The sequence below is a fragment of the Mycetohabitans endofungorum genome (genome assembly GCF_002927045.1).
Classification (GTDB): Bacteria; Pseudomonadota; Gammaproteobacteria; order Burkholderiales; family Burkholderiaceae; genus Mycetohabitans; species Mycetohabitans endofungorum.
Window position 1 is genome coordinate 36,463 of the sequence record NZ_PRDW01000006.1, and the last position, 17,103, is coordinate 53,565.

The 17,103-nt window shown below is 63.8% G+C and carries 14 protein-coding genes and 1 pseudogene; 7 read left to right on the top strand and 8 right to left on the bottom strand.

What is annotated here, in order from left to right:
- Window positions 1-69 precede the first annotated feature (69 nt).
- Both B0O95_RS07480 and B0O95_RS07485 read left to right on the top strand, forming a co-directional pair.
- Window positions 70-2,196 (top strand): VTT domain-containing protein, encoded by a 2,127-nt coding sequence (locus B0O95_RS07480; protein WP_104077337.1) that lies wholly within the window; start codon window positions 70-72, stop codon window positions 2,194-2,196.
- Window positions 2,197-2,201: 5 nt separating this feature from the next.
- Window positions 2,202-3,029, top strand: coding sequence for an endonuclease/exonuclease/phosphatase family protein (locus B0O95_RS07485; RefSeq protein ID WP_233203209.1), 828 nt, complete (start codon window positions 2,202-2,204; stop codon window positions 3,027-3,029).
- Window positions 3,030-3,079: 50 nt separating this feature from the next.
- Here B0O95_RS07485 and B0O95_RS07490 read toward each other — a convergent pair whose 3' ends face one another.
- The 7 genes from B0O95_RS07490 to B0O95_RS07520 form a co-directional block, all read right to left on the bottom strand.
- Window positions 3,080-3,787 carry a succinate dehydrogenase/fumarate reductase iron-sulfur subunit gene (locus B0O95_RS07490; RefSeq protein ID WP_104077339.1) on the bottom strand — a complete coding sequence of 236 codons (708 nt, stop codon included), beginning with the start codon at window positions 3,785-3,787 and terminating at the stop codon, window positions 3,080-3,082.
- Window positions 3,788-3,999: 212 nt separating this feature from the next.
- A complete protein-coding gene (locus tag B0O95_RS07495) occupies window positions 4,000-4,758 on the bottom strand; it encodes a 4'-phosphopantetheinyl transferase family protein (protein ID WP_104077340.1) in 759 nt (252 codons plus the stop codon).
- Between the two features lie 28 nt (window positions 4,759-4,786).
- A complete protein-coding gene (locus B0O95_RS07500; protein WP_233203210.1) occupies window positions 4,787-5,740 on the bottom strand; it encodes a hydroxymethylglutaryl-CoA lyase in 954 nt (317 codons plus the stop codon).
- Window positions 5,737-7,755, bottom strand: a complete 2,019-nt coding sequence (locus B0O95_RS07505; protein WP_104077341.1) for an acetyl/propionyl/methylcrotonyl-CoA carboxylase subunit alpha — start codon at window positions 7,753-7,755, stop codon at window positions 5,737-5,739. The genes B0O95_RS07500 and B0O95_RS07505 overlap by 4 nt, the downstream gene beginning before the upstream one ends.
- 73 nt (window positions 7,756-7,828) lie before the next feature.
- Window positions 7,829-8,614 (bottom strand): enoyl-CoA hydratase/isomerase family protein, encoded by a 786-nt coding sequence (locus tag B0O95_RS07510; RefSeq protein ID WP_104077342.1) that lies wholly within the window; start codon window positions 8,612-8,614, stop codon window positions 7,829-7,831.
- 44 nt (window positions 8,615-8,658) lie between these two features.
- Window positions 8,659-10,266: a carboxyl transferase domain-containing protein gene (locus B0O95_RS07515; protein WP_104077343.1), complete on the bottom strand. Its 1,608-nt coding sequence runs from the start codon at window positions 10,264-10,266 to the stop codon at window positions 8,659-8,661.
- A gap of 12 nt (window positions 10,267-10,278) precedes the next feature.
- On the bottom strand, window positions 10,279-11,460 hold the full coding sequence (locus B0O95_RS07520; protein ID WP_104077344.1) for an isovaleryl-CoA dehydrogenase: 1,182 nt from the start codon (window positions 11,458-11,460) through the stop codon (window positions 10,279-10,281).
- 200 nt (window positions 11,461-11,660) lie between these two features.
- Here B0O95_RS07520 and B0O95_RS07525 point away from each other — a divergent pair, with 200 nt between their 5' ends.
- The 4 genes and pseudogenes from B0O95_RS07525 to B0O95_RS07540 all read left to right on the top strand — a co-directional run bounded on the left by B0O95_RS07525 (window position 11,661) and on the right by B0O95_RS07540 (window position 14,455).
- The gene (locus B0O95_RS07525) at window positions 11,661-12,407 is read left to right on the top strand and encodes a TetR/AcrR family transcriptional regulator (RefSeq protein WP_104077345.1); all 747 of its coding nucleotides are present in this window, start codon (window positions 11,661-11,663) and stop codon (window positions 12,405-12,407) included.
- A gap of 15 nt (window positions 12,408-12,422) precedes the next feature.
- Window positions 12,423-12,617 (top strand): hypothetical protein, encoded by a 195-nt coding sequence (locus tag B0O95_RS07530; protein ID WP_104077346.1) that lies wholly within the window; start codon window positions 12,423-12,425, stop codon window positions 12,615-12,617.
- Window positions 12,618-12,655: 38 nt separating this feature from the next.
- Window positions 12,656-13,429, top strand: a pseudogene (epsC, locus tag B0O95_RS07535) (serine O-acetyltransferase EpsC); the annotation flags it as partial.
- A gap of 183 nt (window positions 13,430-13,612) precedes the next feature.
- Complete coding sequence (locus tag B0O95_RS07540) at window positions 13,613-14,455, top strand: hypothetical protein (RefSeq protein WP_233203211.1); 843 nt, start codon at window positions 13,613-13,615, stop codon at window positions 14,453-14,455.
- Window positions 14,456-14,540: 85 nt separating this feature from the next.
- Here the strand turns inward: B0O95_RS07540 and B0O95_RS07545 are convergent, their stop codons facing one another.
- Window positions 14,541-15,143, bottom strand: a complete 603-nt coding sequence (locus B0O95_RS07545; RefSeq protein WP_233203212.1) for a hypothetical protein — start codon at window positions 15,141-15,143, stop codon at window positions 14,541-14,543.
- A 401-nt stretch (window positions 15,144-15,544) separates the two neighbouring features.
- On the opposite strand from B0O95_RS07545, the gene B0O95_RS07550 reads away from it, so the two are divergent.
- The gene (locus B0O95_RS07550) at window positions 15,545-16,945 is read left to right on the top strand and encodes a GntP family permease (protein ID WP_104077349.1); all 1,401 of its coding nucleotides are present in this window, start codon (window positions 15,545-15,547) and stop codon (window positions 16,943-16,945) included.
- The last annotated feature ends 158 nt before the right edge of the window (window positions 16,946-17,103 follow it).

The window sequence follows — 17,103 nt, forward strand, 5'->3', positions numbered from 1 at the left end:
CACGCAGCTTGCTATGCGCGTTGATAGGGATGCCCGCCTGCGTCATATCCCGCGTTCAGAGGAGTAACGTTGCACATCCGCTCGACCCATGGGCTGCTGGAAGTCGGCCGCAACTGCGATTCGCTGTGCCATGCCGATCGCTTCAGCGTGCTGATCGACGCCGCCGTGTATTTCTCGGCGTTGCGCGAAGCCATTCGCAGCGCGCAGCATACCGTTTTCATTGTCGGCTGGGACATCAACAGTCGAATGAAGCTGGTACCGCAGGGCGCGGCAGACGGCTTCCCGGAGCCGCTCGGTGCTTTTCTGCAAGCCGTGGCCAGCGCCAACCGGCGGCTGCGAATCTACGTGTTGGCATGGGATTTCGCCATGATCTACGCGTTCGAACGAGAATGGTTACCCGTCTATCCGACCGGCTGGCGTTCGCATCGACGAATCCTGTTCCGAATGGATAACACACACCCGCGCGGCGCTTCGCACCACCAAAAGTTTGTGGTCGTCGACGACCGGCTCGCGTTCGTCGGCGGGCTAGACTTGACCCGCGCGCGTTGGGACACGCCGGCTCACGCTGCAAACGATCCTTGGCGCCGCAACCCCGACGGCTCGCCATACAACCCGTTCCACGATGTCCACACGGTCTTCGATGGCGAAGCCGCGCGCGCGATCGGTCAATTGGCGCGAGGCCGCTGGCGCCGCGCGTGCGGCAAGGCGCTGGCGATCCGCGCCGGCTGCAACCTAGACGGCACCGACCCATGGCCGTCGAGCGTGCCGGTGGACGTGCACGACGTCGTGCTCGGCATTGCGTTGACCGCGCCCCCTTACCGCAACGAGCCTGGCGTGCAGCACATCCGTACGCTCACCGTCGACATGATCGAGGCCACGCAACACAATCTCTACATCGAGAACCAGTACTTGACTGCCGCTGTCGTGCGCGACGCGCTGAGCCGACGGCTTGAGAACCCGCACGCGCCCGACGTCGCGGCGGTCGTGCCGCGCAACCACAGCGGCTGGCTGCAGGAAGCCACCATGGGCGCGCTGCGTGCGCGACTGCACCGCGCGCTTACACGGGTCAATCGCCACGGACACTACCGGCTCTGGAGCCCACACATTGACGGGCTGCGCACGGGTTGCCTGAACGTACACAGCAAGCTGATGATCAGCGACAACGAGCGGCTTTGCGTCGGCAGCGCGAACCTGAACAACCGCTCGATGGTGCTCGACACAGAATGTAACGTGGTATTGGACGCTAATGGCAACGACCGCGTGCGTGCGGCGATCGCGTCGGTCCGAGACCGGCTGCTAGCCGAACACCTAGATGTCTCGTCCGAAGCGGTGGCTGCCGCACTGCAGCATCATGGTCGCTTGAACGGTGCGATCGACGCACTGCGGCACGACGGACGCACGCTCACGCCACTGGATCCCACCGTCCCGCCCGAACTCGAGGCGTTGGTGCCGGTCAGCGCGTGGGTGGACCCGGAAGTCCCGGTAGAGCCGGACGCGCTGGTCCGGCAGTTCCTCGACGATGGTCAGGGCGCGCGCCCTGTGGCCCGGTTGCTGATCCTCGGGGCCATCGCACTCGCATTAGCCACACTGGCCGCCTTGTGGCGCTTCACCCCCGCCGGTCAGGCATTGAGCGTGGCCAATATCGTGCATTGGGGTGAACGATTGGCCGCGTTGCCGCTGGCGCCGGCGATCGTGCTGCTTGGCTACGTCGTCGCTTCGCTGGCGGTCGTGCCGATCACATTGATCATCGCCGCCACTGGGCTGGTTTTCGGCGCATGGCCGGGCGCGGCATACGCGCTGCTCGGCACGATGCTGGCTGCGGCGGCCACTTACTACGTCGGCGTCGGGCTGGGCCGCGACGCGGTACGCCGGCTCGCCGGCTCCCGCGCGAATCGCCTGAGCGAGCGCCTCGGCAAGCGTGGTTTGCTGGCCATCATAGTGCTGCGGCTGGTGCCGGTCGCACCGTTCTCGATCGTCAACCTAGTGGCCGGCGCATCCCATATTGGGATACGCGACTTCCTACTCGGCACGCTGCTCGGCATGGCCCCAGGCGCGGTGCTAACCGTGACGTTCGCACACCAACTGATCGCGGCGATCCGGCATCCAAGCGTGGGCTCACTCGCCCTGCTCGTGGGCACCGGCGCCGCGTTGGTAGCGCTGTCGATTCTATTGCACAAGCTGCTGAAGAAACGTTGACCACCATGGCTTACTCAGAACTGCGTATTGCGACCTACAACATCCATGGCGCTGCCGGCCGATGGTGGCAACGCTCAATGCAACGCACCTCAATGCAACGCATCGCTGACGTTATCGCCGAACTGGATGCTGACATCGTCGCCCTTCAAGAGGTCCCGTTGGCCGGGGCCGCCAACGCGCCCGACGTGCTGGACGATTTGCGGCATGCCACCGGTATGGAGGCGGTTGCCGGGCCAACCCTGCAAACCGAGCGTGGAGGCTACGGCAATGCGGTGCTGTCGCGGTTGCCGATTCGCGCGGCACGCACGCTAGACTTGTCGTTCAAGCGGCGCGAACCGCGCGGCGCGCTCGATGCGGACATCGAATATGCGGATGGTGTGCTGCGCGTAGTGGCGACGCACCTGGGACTCTCGGCGATCGAGCGCAGCGCACAGGTCCGCACGCTGCTTGCTGCATTCGACAGCAGCGAAATGCCGGTGATCCTGTTGGGCGACATCAACGAATGGTTCGTGCACGGCCGTGCATTACGCGCACTGGTCGGGCATTTTCGACGGGCGCCGGCGCCACGCACGTTTCCGGCACGCTGGCCGGTCCTCTCGCTGGATCGCATCTGGGTCCATCCCGGGGAATGGCTGGTCGATGTCCAAGTGCATCGTAGTGCGCTTGCGCGCGTCGCGTCCGATCATCTGCCGTTGATTGCGCGCATCCGCGCAAGCGGCAATGGCGCTCATCCTCCCGAGGTGACCGGCGGCGGCGCCCCTACAGGCCTGCGCGGCAGCACAACGCGCACCGGCGAGGATCCGACCGGGGACATCCGTTCGCTGCCGCGATAGCACAGATCAGATTGTCACTGTCACGGACGGGCGAGCCGTCCCGACGACGGCTAGAGCGCACGGCGCGCCAGCATGGAGCGAATATGCCCGATAGCAGCCGCGGGATTCAAGCCCTTTGGACAGACATCCGCACAGTTCATGATCGTCCGGCAGCGGAACAGTCGATATGGATCCTGCAGATTGTCCAGGCGCTCGCCGGTGGCTTCGTCACGCGAGTCCACGATGAACCGGTACGCCTGCAAAAGGCCGGCAGGGCCAACGAATTTGTCCGGATTCCACCAGTATGATGGGCACGCGGTCGAGCAGCACGCACAAAGGATGCACTCATACAACCCGTCGAGCTGATCACGCTCCTGCGGCGTCTGCAGCCGCTCGCGCTCCGGCGGCGGCGTATCGTTGATTAGATATGGACTAACCGAGTGGTACTGGTTGAAAAAGCTGGTCATGTCCACAATTAGGTCGCGCACGACCGGCAGGCCGGGCAATGGCCTGAGCTGGATGTGCGGCGGCAACGATTGCATGTTCGTCAAGCATGCCAATCCGTTCACGCCATTGATGTTCATCGCATCGGAGCCACAAATCCCCTCGCGACACGAGCGACGGTAAGCAAGTGTCTCGTCGAGCGCCTTGAGCCGCCCCAGCACGTCGAGCAGCATCCGGTCCTCGGGCTGCGGCTCGATCTCATAGCGTTGCATGCGGGGGCGCTCGTCCCGGTCGGGATCGTAACGGAAGACATCGATGATGCGTCGCTGGGTCATGGCAACACGCTCCGGAAAATCAAGCAACAGGAAAATGACTGGGCGCAACAACCATTCCCGTGCCGGCGCGGCGTGGCCGCCCCATGGCGACCGTTCGCCCCACCTCGAATGCGTTTGGGTAAGGGCTACCCTGAGCGGGAGCCGCTGCGCAACCCGCGATGCGCAGCACGTCGCGCTCAACGCGATGCTCGATAACGGCCAGTATCGCGAAATCAACCAGAAGTGGCTTGGCGTGGACGTGCGCTGACACTGCCGGGCGGCCCAAACGCGATACAGCCGACATAGCCAGCAAGATCGTCGATCCAGTGCAGCCGCAGTGCCGCGATATCATCCCATTCGCCGCTCGCCGGCGCGTCCACGCGCTGCACGCCCTGGGCAAACGGATCCACCGAAACCTGCTGCAAGCCATACCCGATACCGACGCCCAGCGCCTTGAGCACGGCTTCCTTGGCCGTCCAGCAGCGGAAAAAACCCTGAGCGCCCCGCACGTGGCCGCCCTCGCGCAGCGCACGCTGCTCGGCGTCGGTGCACACCGTTCCGAGCAACGCCTGCCAGTCGATTACACGGTCGATGCACTCGATGTCCACGCCCACGCGGCGCCTGTCCGATAGCGCAATCAGCGCATGCTGGCCTGCATGCGTGACGTTGAACGACAATGTGTCGCCGTAGCCGTCGAGTTCCGGCCGTCCAAACGGCCCCGACGAAAAGCGCAGCGACAGCGGCACACCACCGGTATGCCTGGCGAGCAACGTTCGCAGTACGGCACGCGTCGCGGCAAAGCGCAGCCGATCCTCGTCACGCCGATAGCGCAAGGCCTGCTGCTGTTCATCGGCGGACAACCACGCCTGCAGCCGGTTCCACGCAGTGGGAGCGAGTGGGATTCGCACGTGCCACAGCATCACGTCATCGGGCCAGCACCCGCCGGGGTGCAGCAGGGTTGTCATCGTAATGTGTGTCGCGTCCTCGTTCATCGTTCGTGTGTGGGGTCCTGAGGTTAATCTACGCTGCGTTGGCAAGCAGCGCCCTGCCGGCGCGCGCGCCGTTGGGCTTGCCAATCGCGCGGCTGATGAAGTCGCCCGCCGCGACGACTGCGTTCAGGTCAACGCCTGTCTCGATTCCAAGTCCGTGAAGCAGGTACAACACGTCTTCCGTGGCCACGTTGCCCGTCGCGCCTTTAGCGTAGGGGCAGCCACCGAGGCCCGCAACCGACGAATGAAAAATGGCGATACCGGCCTGCAGTCCCGCGTAGATGTTCGCCAGTGCTTGTCCATAGGTATCGTGGAAGTGTCCGGCAATACGCTCGAGCGGAAAGACATGTGACACGGTCTCAGCCACCTCCAGCACACGGTTTGCAGTACCTACGCCGATGGTGTCAGCAATGTCGATTTCATCGCATCCAAGATCGCGCATCCGGGTCACCACATCGACCACGGCATCGAACGCGACGTCCCCTTGGTACGGGCAGCCGAAGGAGCACGAGATGCTGCCGCGCAACCGCAGTCCGGCCTCTTTGGCGGCCTTCGCGACAGGGGTGAACCGCGCAAGAGATTCAGCGATCGAGCAATTAATATTGCGTTGCGAAAACGCTTCGCTGGCCGCACCAAAAATAACCACCTCATCGAGCCGCGCGGCCAGCGCGGCCTCGAGCCCTTTCATGTTGGGCGTCAACGCCGAATAGAACGTGCCCGCCCGCCGTTGGATGCGGGCCATCACGTCAGCGCCGTCGGCCATTTGCGGCACCCATTTCGGTGACACGAATGACGCCGCCTCGATGTTTGTGAAACCGGCTACGCTCAGCCGGTCGATCAGTTCCACCTTAACGTCGGTCGATACCTGCGCTTTTTCCGCTTGCAGTCCATCGCGGGGCCCCACTTCGACGATCTTCACCCGGCCGGGCAACCCGGGCACGTTGCTGCGGCGCGCGGCCGCCAAGTCGCTCCGTCCCTCCGTCATGCTGTCACCTCTAGAGTCAATAGCTGTGCGCCGTCGGCTACCTGGTCACCGACCGCGTACAAGATCTGCTCGATCTTGCCGGCCGCCGGCGCCGCGATCGTGTGCTCCATCTTCATTGCCTCCATCACGATCAGGGGCGTGCCTTTTTTGACCCGTGCACCGGGTTCGACCAGCACCGCAATCACTTTGCCGGGCATCGGCGCGCTCAGCCGCCCCTCGCCGTGCTCGGCATCCGCCGCGTGGGCCAGTAAATTTTTCCATTCGAACGCAAACGCGTCGCCGCGCGAGAAAACATGGAAGATATCGCGGTCGACGAATACGCGTCCGGTGATGCGCTGTACGCCAAGAGTCATACCCAATTCATGCGCGCCGTCGCCGCCCCACCACGCGAATGGCAAAGCTTTGCCGTTCAGCTCCAGCACCGCGCCATTCGCATCGCACTGGAAACGCACCGCGATCGTCGCATCGTCTGCACGCTCGACGTCGCGCCATTCGATGACCTGCGTGTAGTGGCCATTTAAGCGCCAATGCGACAGCGCGGTCCAAGGCGACGTATCCCGCTCACGCGCCAGCAGCGCGGCGGTGGCGAGCGCAAGGGCTTCGCCAACCGGCTTTTCCCGGCGCGCAAACAATACCGCATGATGGCGCTCGATCAGGCCCGTGTCGAGATCGGCATGCGTGAACGGCTCGCTGGTCGAGATTCGATGCAGGAATTCGATATTCGTATGCGGCCCGACGATCTCGATCTCGCACAGCGCGCGTGACAACCGCGCCAGCGCGTCACCGCGGTCCGCGCCGTGCACGATCAGCTTGGCGATCATCGGATCATAGTGCGGCGTGATTGTATCGCCTTGCCGCACCCCGCTGTCGATGCGCACTGGCGCACGCGATGCCGGGCTGCCCTGTCCGCCGAGTCTGAACTCGACAGCGTCTGGCATCCGCAGATGCAGCAGGGTACCGGTCGACGGCAGGAAGCCGCGCGCCGGGTTTTCCGCGTAGATCCGCGCCTCGATCGCATGGCCACTCACATGCAGCTCGTGTTGTTGCAACGGCAGCTTTTCACCGGCGGCGACGCGCAGTTGCCACTCGACTAGGTCCAGTCCCGTCACCATCTCGGTGACGGGATGCTCAACCTGCAGCCGCGTGTTCATCTCCATGAAATAGAACTCGCCGCCCGGCGTCATGATGAATTCGACGGTACCGGCGCCAACATAGTCGACCGCGCGGGCCACAGCAACCGCCGCCTTCCCCATAGCGCGGCGCGTATCGTCCGACAAGCCGGGCGCCGGGGCCTCCTCGAGCACCTTCTGGTGACGCCGCTGCACCGAGCAGTCGCGGTCAAACAAGTACACGGCGTTGCGATGCTTATCCGCGAAGACCTGCACTTCGACATGGCGCGGGCGCACCAGGTACTTTTCGATCAGCACGCGATCGTTGCCGAAACTGCTTGCCGCCTCGCGCTGGCACGAAGTCAGCGCAGCGGCGAATTCCTCACGCCGCTCGACAACCCGCATGCCCTTGCCGCCACCGCCTGCGCTGGCCTTGAGCAATACCGGATAGCCGATCGCATCCGCTTCGCGCTGCAATCGTGCGCAGTCCTGGTCTTCACCGTGATAGCCCGGCACCAGCGGCACAGCAGCGGCCTGCATCAGAGTCTTAGCCGCTGCCTTCGAGCCCATCGTAGCGATCGCACCGACCGGCGGCCCGATAAATGCGATGCCGGCCGCCGCGCAAGCCTGCGCAAATGCTTCGTTTTCCGACAGAAAGCCATAGCCTGGGTGGACCGCCTGCGCGCCGGTGCGTTGGGCAGCATCGATAATCCGCTCGATGCGTAAGTAACTTTCGGCCGTCGGCGCTGCGCCGATATGGACTGCCTCGTCACAAATACTGACGTGCTTGGCCTTCGCATCGGCATCCGAATAGACCGCCACGCTGTGGATACCCAGGCGGCGGCACGTCGCAGCCACACGGCAGGCAATTTCACCGCGATTAGCGATCAGTATCTTCTTGAACATGGCGTACTATCCCGTTGAACCGCGCCGGCGGCACACCGCAATGGACCGCGGCCAAACCAACGCGCGACCCGTTTCAGATGCACCACCCCGGCGCGCGCTTCTCGAGAAACGACGCCACCCCTTCGCGGCCCTCCGCTGAGGCCCGCACGCGTGCGATCTGCTCGGCGGTCTCAGCCATCAACTCGTCAGTCAATGGCCTGCCGGCGACGTCCCGCACCAGCCGCTTGGATGCGGCGACCGCACCGGGACCGTTGGCCATAAGCGCATCGGCCAGCCGGCGCACCGTCTCGTCCAGCGCGACTTGTGGCACTAGTTCGCTGACCAGCCCGAGCCGCAACGCGGTCACGCCGTCGAACGGCTCGGCGGTCGTGAAATAGCGCCGCGCCGCACGCTCGCCCATCGCGCGAATCACATAGGACGCAATCGTCGCCGGGATCAGGCCGAGCCGCGCCTCGGACAGGCAAAAATGTGCATCTTCCTGCGCGACAACGATGTCCGCGGCCGATATCAATCCCATCCCGCCGGCGTAGACATCGCCATTGACGCGTGCCACCACGGGCTTGGGACAGCGGTAAATCGTTGCCAGCATTCGCGCGAGCGCGCGCGCGTCAGCACGGTTCTCGTCGTCCGAATAGCCGGCCATCTTGCGCATCCAGTTCAGGTCGGCGCCCGCACAGAACGCCACCCCATTGGCAGCGAGCACGATCGCGCGGATTTCGCGGTGTTGGCCCAGCATGTTGAATGCCGACGTCAGCTCGGCAATCATCGTTTCGTTGAATGCATTGCGCACCTGCGGCCGGTTCAACGTCACAGTCGCCAGCGTATCCTCGCAATCGAGTGTCAAGGTGTCGTATTGCATTGCTTCGTCTCCTCGCATCCACTGAACATGGGAGCCGCCAGCGCCTACATGCGGAACACGCCAAAGCGCGTCTCGCCGATCGGCGCATTCATCGCGGCCGACAAGCCTAGGCCGAGCACATCGCGGGTCTGCGCCGGATCGATGACGCCATCATCCCACAGGCGGGCGCTCGCGTAGTATGGGTGGCCCTGATGCTCGTATTGCTCACGGATAAGTGCTTTGAAAGCTTCTTCGTCCTCGGCGGACCAGGTCCCGCCCTTCGCCTCGATGCCGTCGCGACGCACCGTGGCCAGCACGCAAGCTGCCTGCTCACCGCCCATGACGGAGATTCGCGCATTCGGCCACATCCATAGCATCCGCGGCGAGTACGCGCGGCCGCACATCCCGTAGTTACCGGCACCGAACGAGCCGCCGATGATCACCGTAAACTTGGGCACCTGCGCGGTCGCAACCGCAGTGACCATCTTTGCGCCGTGACGGGCAATTCCTTCGTTCTCGTACTTGCGTCCGACCATGAAGCCGGTGATGTTCTGCAGGAAAATCAGCGGGATCTTGCGCTGGCAGCACAACTCGATGAAGTGCGCACCCTTGAGCGCCGATTCAGAAAACAGAATACCGTTGTTGGCGACGATGCCGACAGGATGACCCCACAGGTGCGCGAACCCGGTCACCAGTGTCGTACCGTAGCGCGCCTTGAACTCATCGAACTCCGAATCATCGACAAGGCGCGCGATCACCTCGCGCACGTCGAACGGCTTGCGCGTGTCGGTCGGGATCACACCGTATAACTCGCGCGCGTCGTAGCGGGGCGGCTTCGGCTCACGCAGTGCAAGCGGCTGCGGTTTGACCCAGTTCAGGTTGCCCACAATGCGCCGCGCAATCGCGAGCGCATGCGCATCGTTTTGCGCAAGATGATCGGCGACGCCGGACAGCCGGGTGTGCACGTCACCGCCACCTAGGTCCTCGGCCGTGACGACCTCGCCGGTCGCGGCCCTCACCAGCGGCGGGCCGCCGAGGAAAATCGTGCCCTGATCCTTTACGATGATCGACTCGTCGCTCATGGCGGGAACATAAGCGCCGCCGGCAGTACACGACCCCATCACCACGGCAATCTGCGCGATGCCTTGCGCGGACAGGTTCGCCTGGTTATAGAAGATGCGGCCGAAGTGATCCCGATCCGGGAATACCTCGTCTTGGTTCGGCAGGTTGGCCCCGCCTGAGTCAACCAGGTAGAGACACGGCAGCCGGTTTTCCTGGGCGATCTCCTGTGCGCGCACGTGCTTCTTTACGGTCATCGGGTAGTAGGTGCCGCCCTTGACCGTCGGGTCATTGCACACGATCACGCACTCCTGCGCGGCAATGCGGCCGATGCCGGTGATGATGCCCGCGCCCGGCGCATCGCCGCCGTACATGCCGTATGCGGCCAGCTGCGACAGCTCCAGGAACGGCGTGCCGGGATCGAGCAATTGCGCGATCCGCTCGCGCGGCAACAGCTTGCCGCGGGCCACGTGCTTGTCCCGGGCCGCTTGCCCGCCGCCGTGCGCGAGCGCGGCGATCTTCTCGCGCAGGTCGGCGACCAGCGCCTGCTGCGCCGCCTCGTTCGTACGGAATTCGCCGGAACGCGGATTCAGCTTGGTTTCGAGTACGGGCATCGTTGACCTCCCTCACATCGTCTCGGCAAACAGCTCCCGGCCAATCAGCATCCGGCGGATCTCGCTGGTACCGGCGCCGATCTCATACAGCTTCGCGTCGCGCCACAGGCGGCCAACTGGGAACTCGTTGATGTAGCCGTTGCCACCCAGAATCTGGATCGCTTCGCCGGCCATCCACGTCGCCTTCTCCGCCGTGTACAAGATCACGCCAGCGCAATCCTTGCGCACCTGACGCACGTGCTCGCTCCCGAGCTTGTCCAACTGGCCGCCAATCGCGTACAGGTACGCTCGACAAGCCTGCAACGTCGTGTACATGTCCGCGACCTTGCCCTGGATCAATTGAAACTCGCCGATCGGTTGACCGAACTGCTTGCGATCGTGGATATACGGCACGACCGCGTCCATGCAAGCGAGCATGATGCCGGTCGGGCCGCCGGCGAGCACCGCTCGCTCGTAGTCGAGGCCGCTCATCAGCACCTTCACGCCGCCGCCAACCTGGCCCAGTACATTCTCGTGCGGCACCTCGACGTCCTCAAACACGAGTTCCCCGGTGTGAGAGCCACGCATGCCGAGCTTGTCCAGCTTTTGCGCGACCGAGAAACCCTTCATGCCTTTTTCGACGATGAATGCCGTCATCCCGCGTGCACCGGCCTCCAGGTCTGTCTTGCCATACACCACCAGCGTGTCGCAGTCCGGGCCGTTTGTGATCCACATCTTGGTGCCGTTGAGCACGTATCGGTCACCCTTCTTGTCGGCACGCAAGCGCATGCTGACCACGTCCGAGCCGGCATTCGGCTCGCTCATCGCCAACGCGCCCACGTGCTCGCCGGACACCAGCTTGGGCAAGTACTTGCGCTTCTGCGCCTCATTGCCATTGCGGTGGATTTGGTTCACGCATAGGTTCGAGTGCGCGCCATACGACAGGCCGATCGAGGCGCACGCGCGCGAAATCTCCTCCATCGCCACCATATGAGCGAGGTACCCCATGTTGGCGCCGCCATATTCGTCGGATACCGTCATGCCGAGCACGCCAAGGTCGCCGAATTTTTTCCACAAGTCCATTGGGAACTGGTCGGTGCGATCGACGTCGGCCGCGCGCGGCGCAATTTCCTTCTCGGCAAAATGGGCGACGCTCTGGCGAAGCATCTCGATGTCCTCGCCGAGCGAAAATTGCAACCCGGGAATATGGCTCATCTCTCTCCTCCGAACGGCGCACGACGCGCCAGTGACGTCCACCCGTGCCGTCAACGACATCTTCGCATAGAATTGAGTAACGCTCACCTGCCAAAATGTCCAGCATTGAGCGATTATATAGTGCAATTCTCATACACTCCGGTGCTTGACGCAAAGGTTTTTTGAGTAATACTCACATCACAATCGATTCCACCACTGTCATGAACGACTCGATCGCCGAGCTTACGCCCCCCGCTTCTGGCGGGTCCCCGTCGCCACGGCGCGCCGCCACACGCCGGGCGCCAACGGGCGCCAAATCACAGCAGCGCGTCAAACAGATTCTGAGCGTGGGCCGCGACGTGTTTTCCGAACGCGGCTACGAACATGCGACGACCGCCGAGATCGCCCAGCGCGTGGGGATTGCCGAGGCGACGGTGTTCAGCTATTTCTCCAGCAAGCGTGAGTTGTGCGCACGCGTGATCAGCGATTGGTACGACGAGATCATTGACGCGATCGAGCGCGGCCTGCCGCGCGACGGCTCGGTGCGACAGCAATTCGCGTTCATCGTGCGCACGCACTTGCGGTTGATGCTGCTCAACGGCACCGGGCTATGTTCGCTGGTACTATCCGAGGGCCGCACCAAGCACCACGAATTGAGCAAAACGTTCGTGCAGTTGCAACGCCGCTATACGAAGCCGCTAATGGATGTGCTGGCCCACGGCCAGCGGCTGGGGCAGATCCGGCGCGACGTGCCACTGCGCCTGTTGCACTCGATGATCTTCGGTCCGATGGAGCACGTGTTATGGGATGTGGCACTGGCCAAGCGGGCTGCGGATATCGAGGCAACCGCCGAGCAACTGATCGACATGCTGTGGAGCGCGCTGCAGCCGAGCCACACGGAATGGGCTGCATTGGTGCAATTCCGCGACGACGTCGAGCAGGCGCTGGGACGCCTGCCGGTACGCTGACGTCCCGATATATTCGTGAGCGGCTCGCCCGCGCGCAAGCCGGATGGGACCTACCAGCCGTATGTCGTGATCGCCCGCTGCAGCGACGGGGCGTTGCTGGTCAACCAATTTTTTCCGCCTACCGTACACTTCCCCACTCGAGACGCCGCAATCGAACATGCGCGACAATGGGCGATGGATTGGATCAACCGCGGCGAACCGGCGGTGTAGCGGCCTGGCCGGCCCTGCGCCCTGACCGCCCGAACCACATGGTCGATATCAAACCCAACTACGACTCGACGCACCCGCACTGGAACCTCGATAGCGTCGTCGCCAAGCTTCGCACGTCGCGTGAAGGCAAGCACCGCACCCGGCACCAGAAAGGACTGCGTGAACTGCCGTCGCGCACTGCGTTTTGCCCCGGACAAGGAAGACCTGCCCGAGGACGCGCTGCGCGTGCACGCCGAGACGATCGCGCGGGACTTCGCCGCTTCGCTGCCAGCCACGCGCGCGCTGCTGGTCAGCGACATCCACGCCGCCTATACCGGCGATCCAGCAGCCCAGAACACCAATGAAGTCATGCTGTCCTACCCCGGCGTTGAGGCCATCATCAACCACCAGGTCGCCATACGCTGTACCGCGCCGACGTGCCGCTGCTACCGCGCTTTATCTCGGAGATCGGCCATTCGGCAACGGGCATCGACGTCCATGCTGGCGCGCAAATCGGCAGCAGCTTCTTCATCGACCATGGCACCGGCGTGGTGATCGGCGAGATTGCGATCATTGGCGATCGCGTGCGGCTGTACCAGGCGGTCACGCTCGGCGCAAAGCGCTTCGAGGCCTGCGCAGATGGGGCGCTGATCAAGGGCAATGCACGGCATCCCATCGTCGAGGATGATGTGGTGATCTACGCGGAGGCCACGGTCCTGGGTCGCATCACGATCGGTCGCGGCTCAGTGATCAGCGGCAACGTGTGGCTCACACACAGCGTACCGCCGGGCAGCGCGATCTTGCAAGGCCGCGTGCGGCAAGGCGACACCGACGTGTCCGACGCGGGCGATGCGCTGGGCGCGCGACGGTGCTCGCTGCGGAGGGTAGAGTTGCATAATTCTTTAATAAAGCGCTGGCAAAGCAACTCAATATCGCAGTATTCATAATAGCGTTTTCTGGGCCTGAAAATTGCATGCTCGTTGCATAAGCGAACATCCGCCCAATGGAGTAGTGAAATGAAACACACATTGATCGGCGTGTTCGACAACCGCAACGATGCGATGCGGGCCGAACACGCATTGGCCGAAGCCGGCTTCCCACGTCCAGACATCAAAATCCATGACGCGAGCTGCAGCGCACGCCCACTCGGCGAGAATCGGGAGCAGGCCGAAATGGCGGCGCACGCCGAGCCGGCCCCTGCTGCGCCACGCAATGAGACCGCCACCGAGCACACTACGCGAGACACGCCATCGCCGCTCGGCACCGAACTATCGGCGCCGATTGCGCGTGATGCCGAGACACCGGCAGGCGCTAACGAGCTGCCAGTCCATCTCCCGTGGGAGCCGATCGAGCAATGGCTTGCCGCCGTGTTCCACCACCGACGCTTTCCATTCCAGGCTGCCCGGTATCGGCAAGCGTCGCGTGACGGATCGGTGCTAGTCAGTGTCGACGTCTACGCGCACCTGCAGGTGTCGGTGGCGCGAGACACATTGCTATCCGCCGGCGCACGGTATGTCGACAGCCACATCACCCCGTCACAAAATGACGATGTACTCACGGGCCGCACCGCGCATCCGGCTGCATCACGTGTCGCACGCACGGATGCGTCATGTGCCGAGCCCGCGCCGCCACGGGATCCAGACGGCGCCAATAACACCGCCCGCTCTCTGACCGATGAACTGGGGCTCACCGACCCGCTGGCGGGCAACTCTTGCCGGCTACCGAGTCGCCCGGCCGCGCAGGCCGGCAACGTATGCGCCACACGCGATGCATCACGGGCCGCCCCTGCGAGCGATGGGTGGCACCGTCTGAAAGCGTCGATCCGGCACGGCTGGAACCGCATCGTTGGCCATCGCTGACGCTGACGGTTCAGCGGCGGCGCTCTGAAGCAGCATCTGCGACGTCCGCCTTATGCACGCTCGGGAATCGCCGCGAGCGCCGCGCTCAGGAAGCCCCACGCGCGTCGATGTACGCCTGGCGGGTGCCCATGACCTTGCCAATCTGATAGCCGTACGCCGCACACGCATTGGCCGGCTCAAGGCCGCCCTTCCACTGTAATCGGTAACGTTCATCGGACGGCACGACGGGCGCCGGGTCGAACACCGGCCGGTGCGATGCGCCGTTGTCGGGCGCGCCACCGGAGGCGGCAACCAGGCCATTCCACGTGGTGATATATCCTGTTCTCACACCATCGACGAACGCATCGGCATCGCACACCTGCGCCGGAGGAGTCATTCTCAACGTGACGTGATAGCCCGAATCGCCGCCTACCACGATATCCCGTGCCAAGCCATTCTGTCCTTTTTCGGTATTCGACGACGCGGCTTCGGCGCCAGGTGCCACCGCGAGCGTCGAGGCCGCCGCTGGGGCAGCGGAGGACGGCTGCCCACCGCGCCCAGACCCGGCCCTCAGCGCCGCTACGCCGGCGGGACCCGCGTCGCTCGGGCCGGCGACCGGTGCGCACGCGCCGAGCCACGCCAATGCCGCAACAGCGATCGTTGCGGCCGCGATCGGCCGCCTATGCCGGGAAATCTGCAAAACTGCCACATCCACCTCGCTACTTCGTCAAACAAGGACTCGAAACTTTACCAGCAATCGGCACGGCTTCCGCCACCCGATACCCGATACCCGATACCCGATACCCGATACCCGATACCCCGATACCCCGATACCCCGATACCCCGATACCCAAGCGATTTTGAGTGCCTATCGAAATCCGCGTTCCTGACCCCATCATACCGGCATCATGAGACAATATTGTTGCTTTGCGGCATTATCACCGGTCGATTATCGATACAGCCGGCCTTAGGTGCCCCTTGTCACCGGTGCGATGCGGCTTGCGGCACAATGGCGCGGTCGTGCTTAAGCCAGCGTTGCACCACGCCATGGGCACTGCAAGGAAAATCATACAAGTGGCCTTCGAAGGCCATCATGGAGCGGGAGTCGACATGTCGTTCTTGATCGTAATTGCCGCATTGGCGTTTTTGATGTTTGCCGCCTACCGCGGCTACAGCGTGATCTTATTCGCCCCCGTGGCCGCTTTGGGCGCGGTACTGCTCACCGACCCGACCGCCGTCGCCCCGGTATTCTCCGGTATTTTCATGGAGAAACTGGTCGGCTTCATCAAACTCTACTTCCCCGTATTCCTGCTCGGCGCCGTGTTCGGCAAAGTCATCGAGCTATCCGGCTTCTCCGAGTCGATCGTAGCCGCGGCCATCCGGTACATCGGCCGCTCACGCGCCAACGCCGTCATCGTCGCCGTCTGCGCGCTACTCACCTACGGCGGCGTGTCGCTGTTTGTGGTGGTGTTCGCCGTGTATCCATTCGCCGCCGAACTGTACCGGCAAAGCAACATCCCGAAGCGGCTGATGCCCGGCGCGATCGCGCTAGGCGCGTTTTCGTTCACGATGGATGCATTGCCCGGCACGCCACAGCTCCCGAACATCATCCCGACCACCTTCTTCAAAACCACCGCCTGGGCTGCGCCGGCGTTGAGTATGATTGGCGCAGCATTCATCCTTGTCGTGGGGCTGGCGTATCTCGAATGGCGCCGGCGCACTGCCCTCAAGCGCGGCGAGGGCTACGGCACGTCACTGGTCAACGAACCGGAGCACGTCGAGTCGGCAAACCTGCCACATCCCGCGCTGGCCATCGCGCCGCTAGTGCTGGTGGGAGTGGCCAACTTCGCGCTGACCGAACTGCTCCCACAATGGTACGGCGCCGAATATACAGTGGCGCCCAGCGTGCTGCCCGGCGTGCACCCGCCGCTGAGTATCGCCACCAAGGGGGTGATTGCGATTTGGGCCGTGGAGGGCGCACTGCTGCTGGGCATCGTGCTGGTGCTGCTCAGCGCGTTCAACCGCGTTCGCGAGCGTTTTGCCAGCGGCACCAAGGCTGCGGTGGCCGGCGCGCTGCTCGCTTCGCTCAATACCGCATCGGAATACGGCTTCGGTGGCGTGATCGCGGCACTGCCCGGCTTCTTGGTGGTCAGCGACGCACTGCGCAGCATTCCCAATCCGCTGGTCAACGCCGCGATTTCGGTGTCCTCGCTCGCCGGCATTACTGGCTCGGCGTCCGGCGGCATGAGCATCGCGCTGGCGGCGATGTCCAACATGTTCGTGGAGGCCGCGCAGGCTGCCCAGATCCCGCTGGACGTGCTGCACCGGATCGTGTCCATGGCCAGCGGCGGCATGGACACGCTGCCGCACAACGGCGCGGTGATCACGCTGCTGGCCGTCACCGGTCTGACTCACCGCGAATCCTACCGCGACATCTTCGCGGTCACTGTCATCAAGACGCTCGCTGTGTTCTTCGTGATCGCCGTATTCTACGTCACCGGGCTGGTCTAGAAAAACACAGGCTCTGGCCGTCGCATTCGGTGACCGATACGGCCGGATTGCCGAGATAGAGGCGGGCGGGATCGCGCACGGCATCGGGCGCAACGCCGCGCAGTGCGATCACTACGAATCACGAGCGTGCCACCCGTTGGCGACGCTTCGAGCGAAGC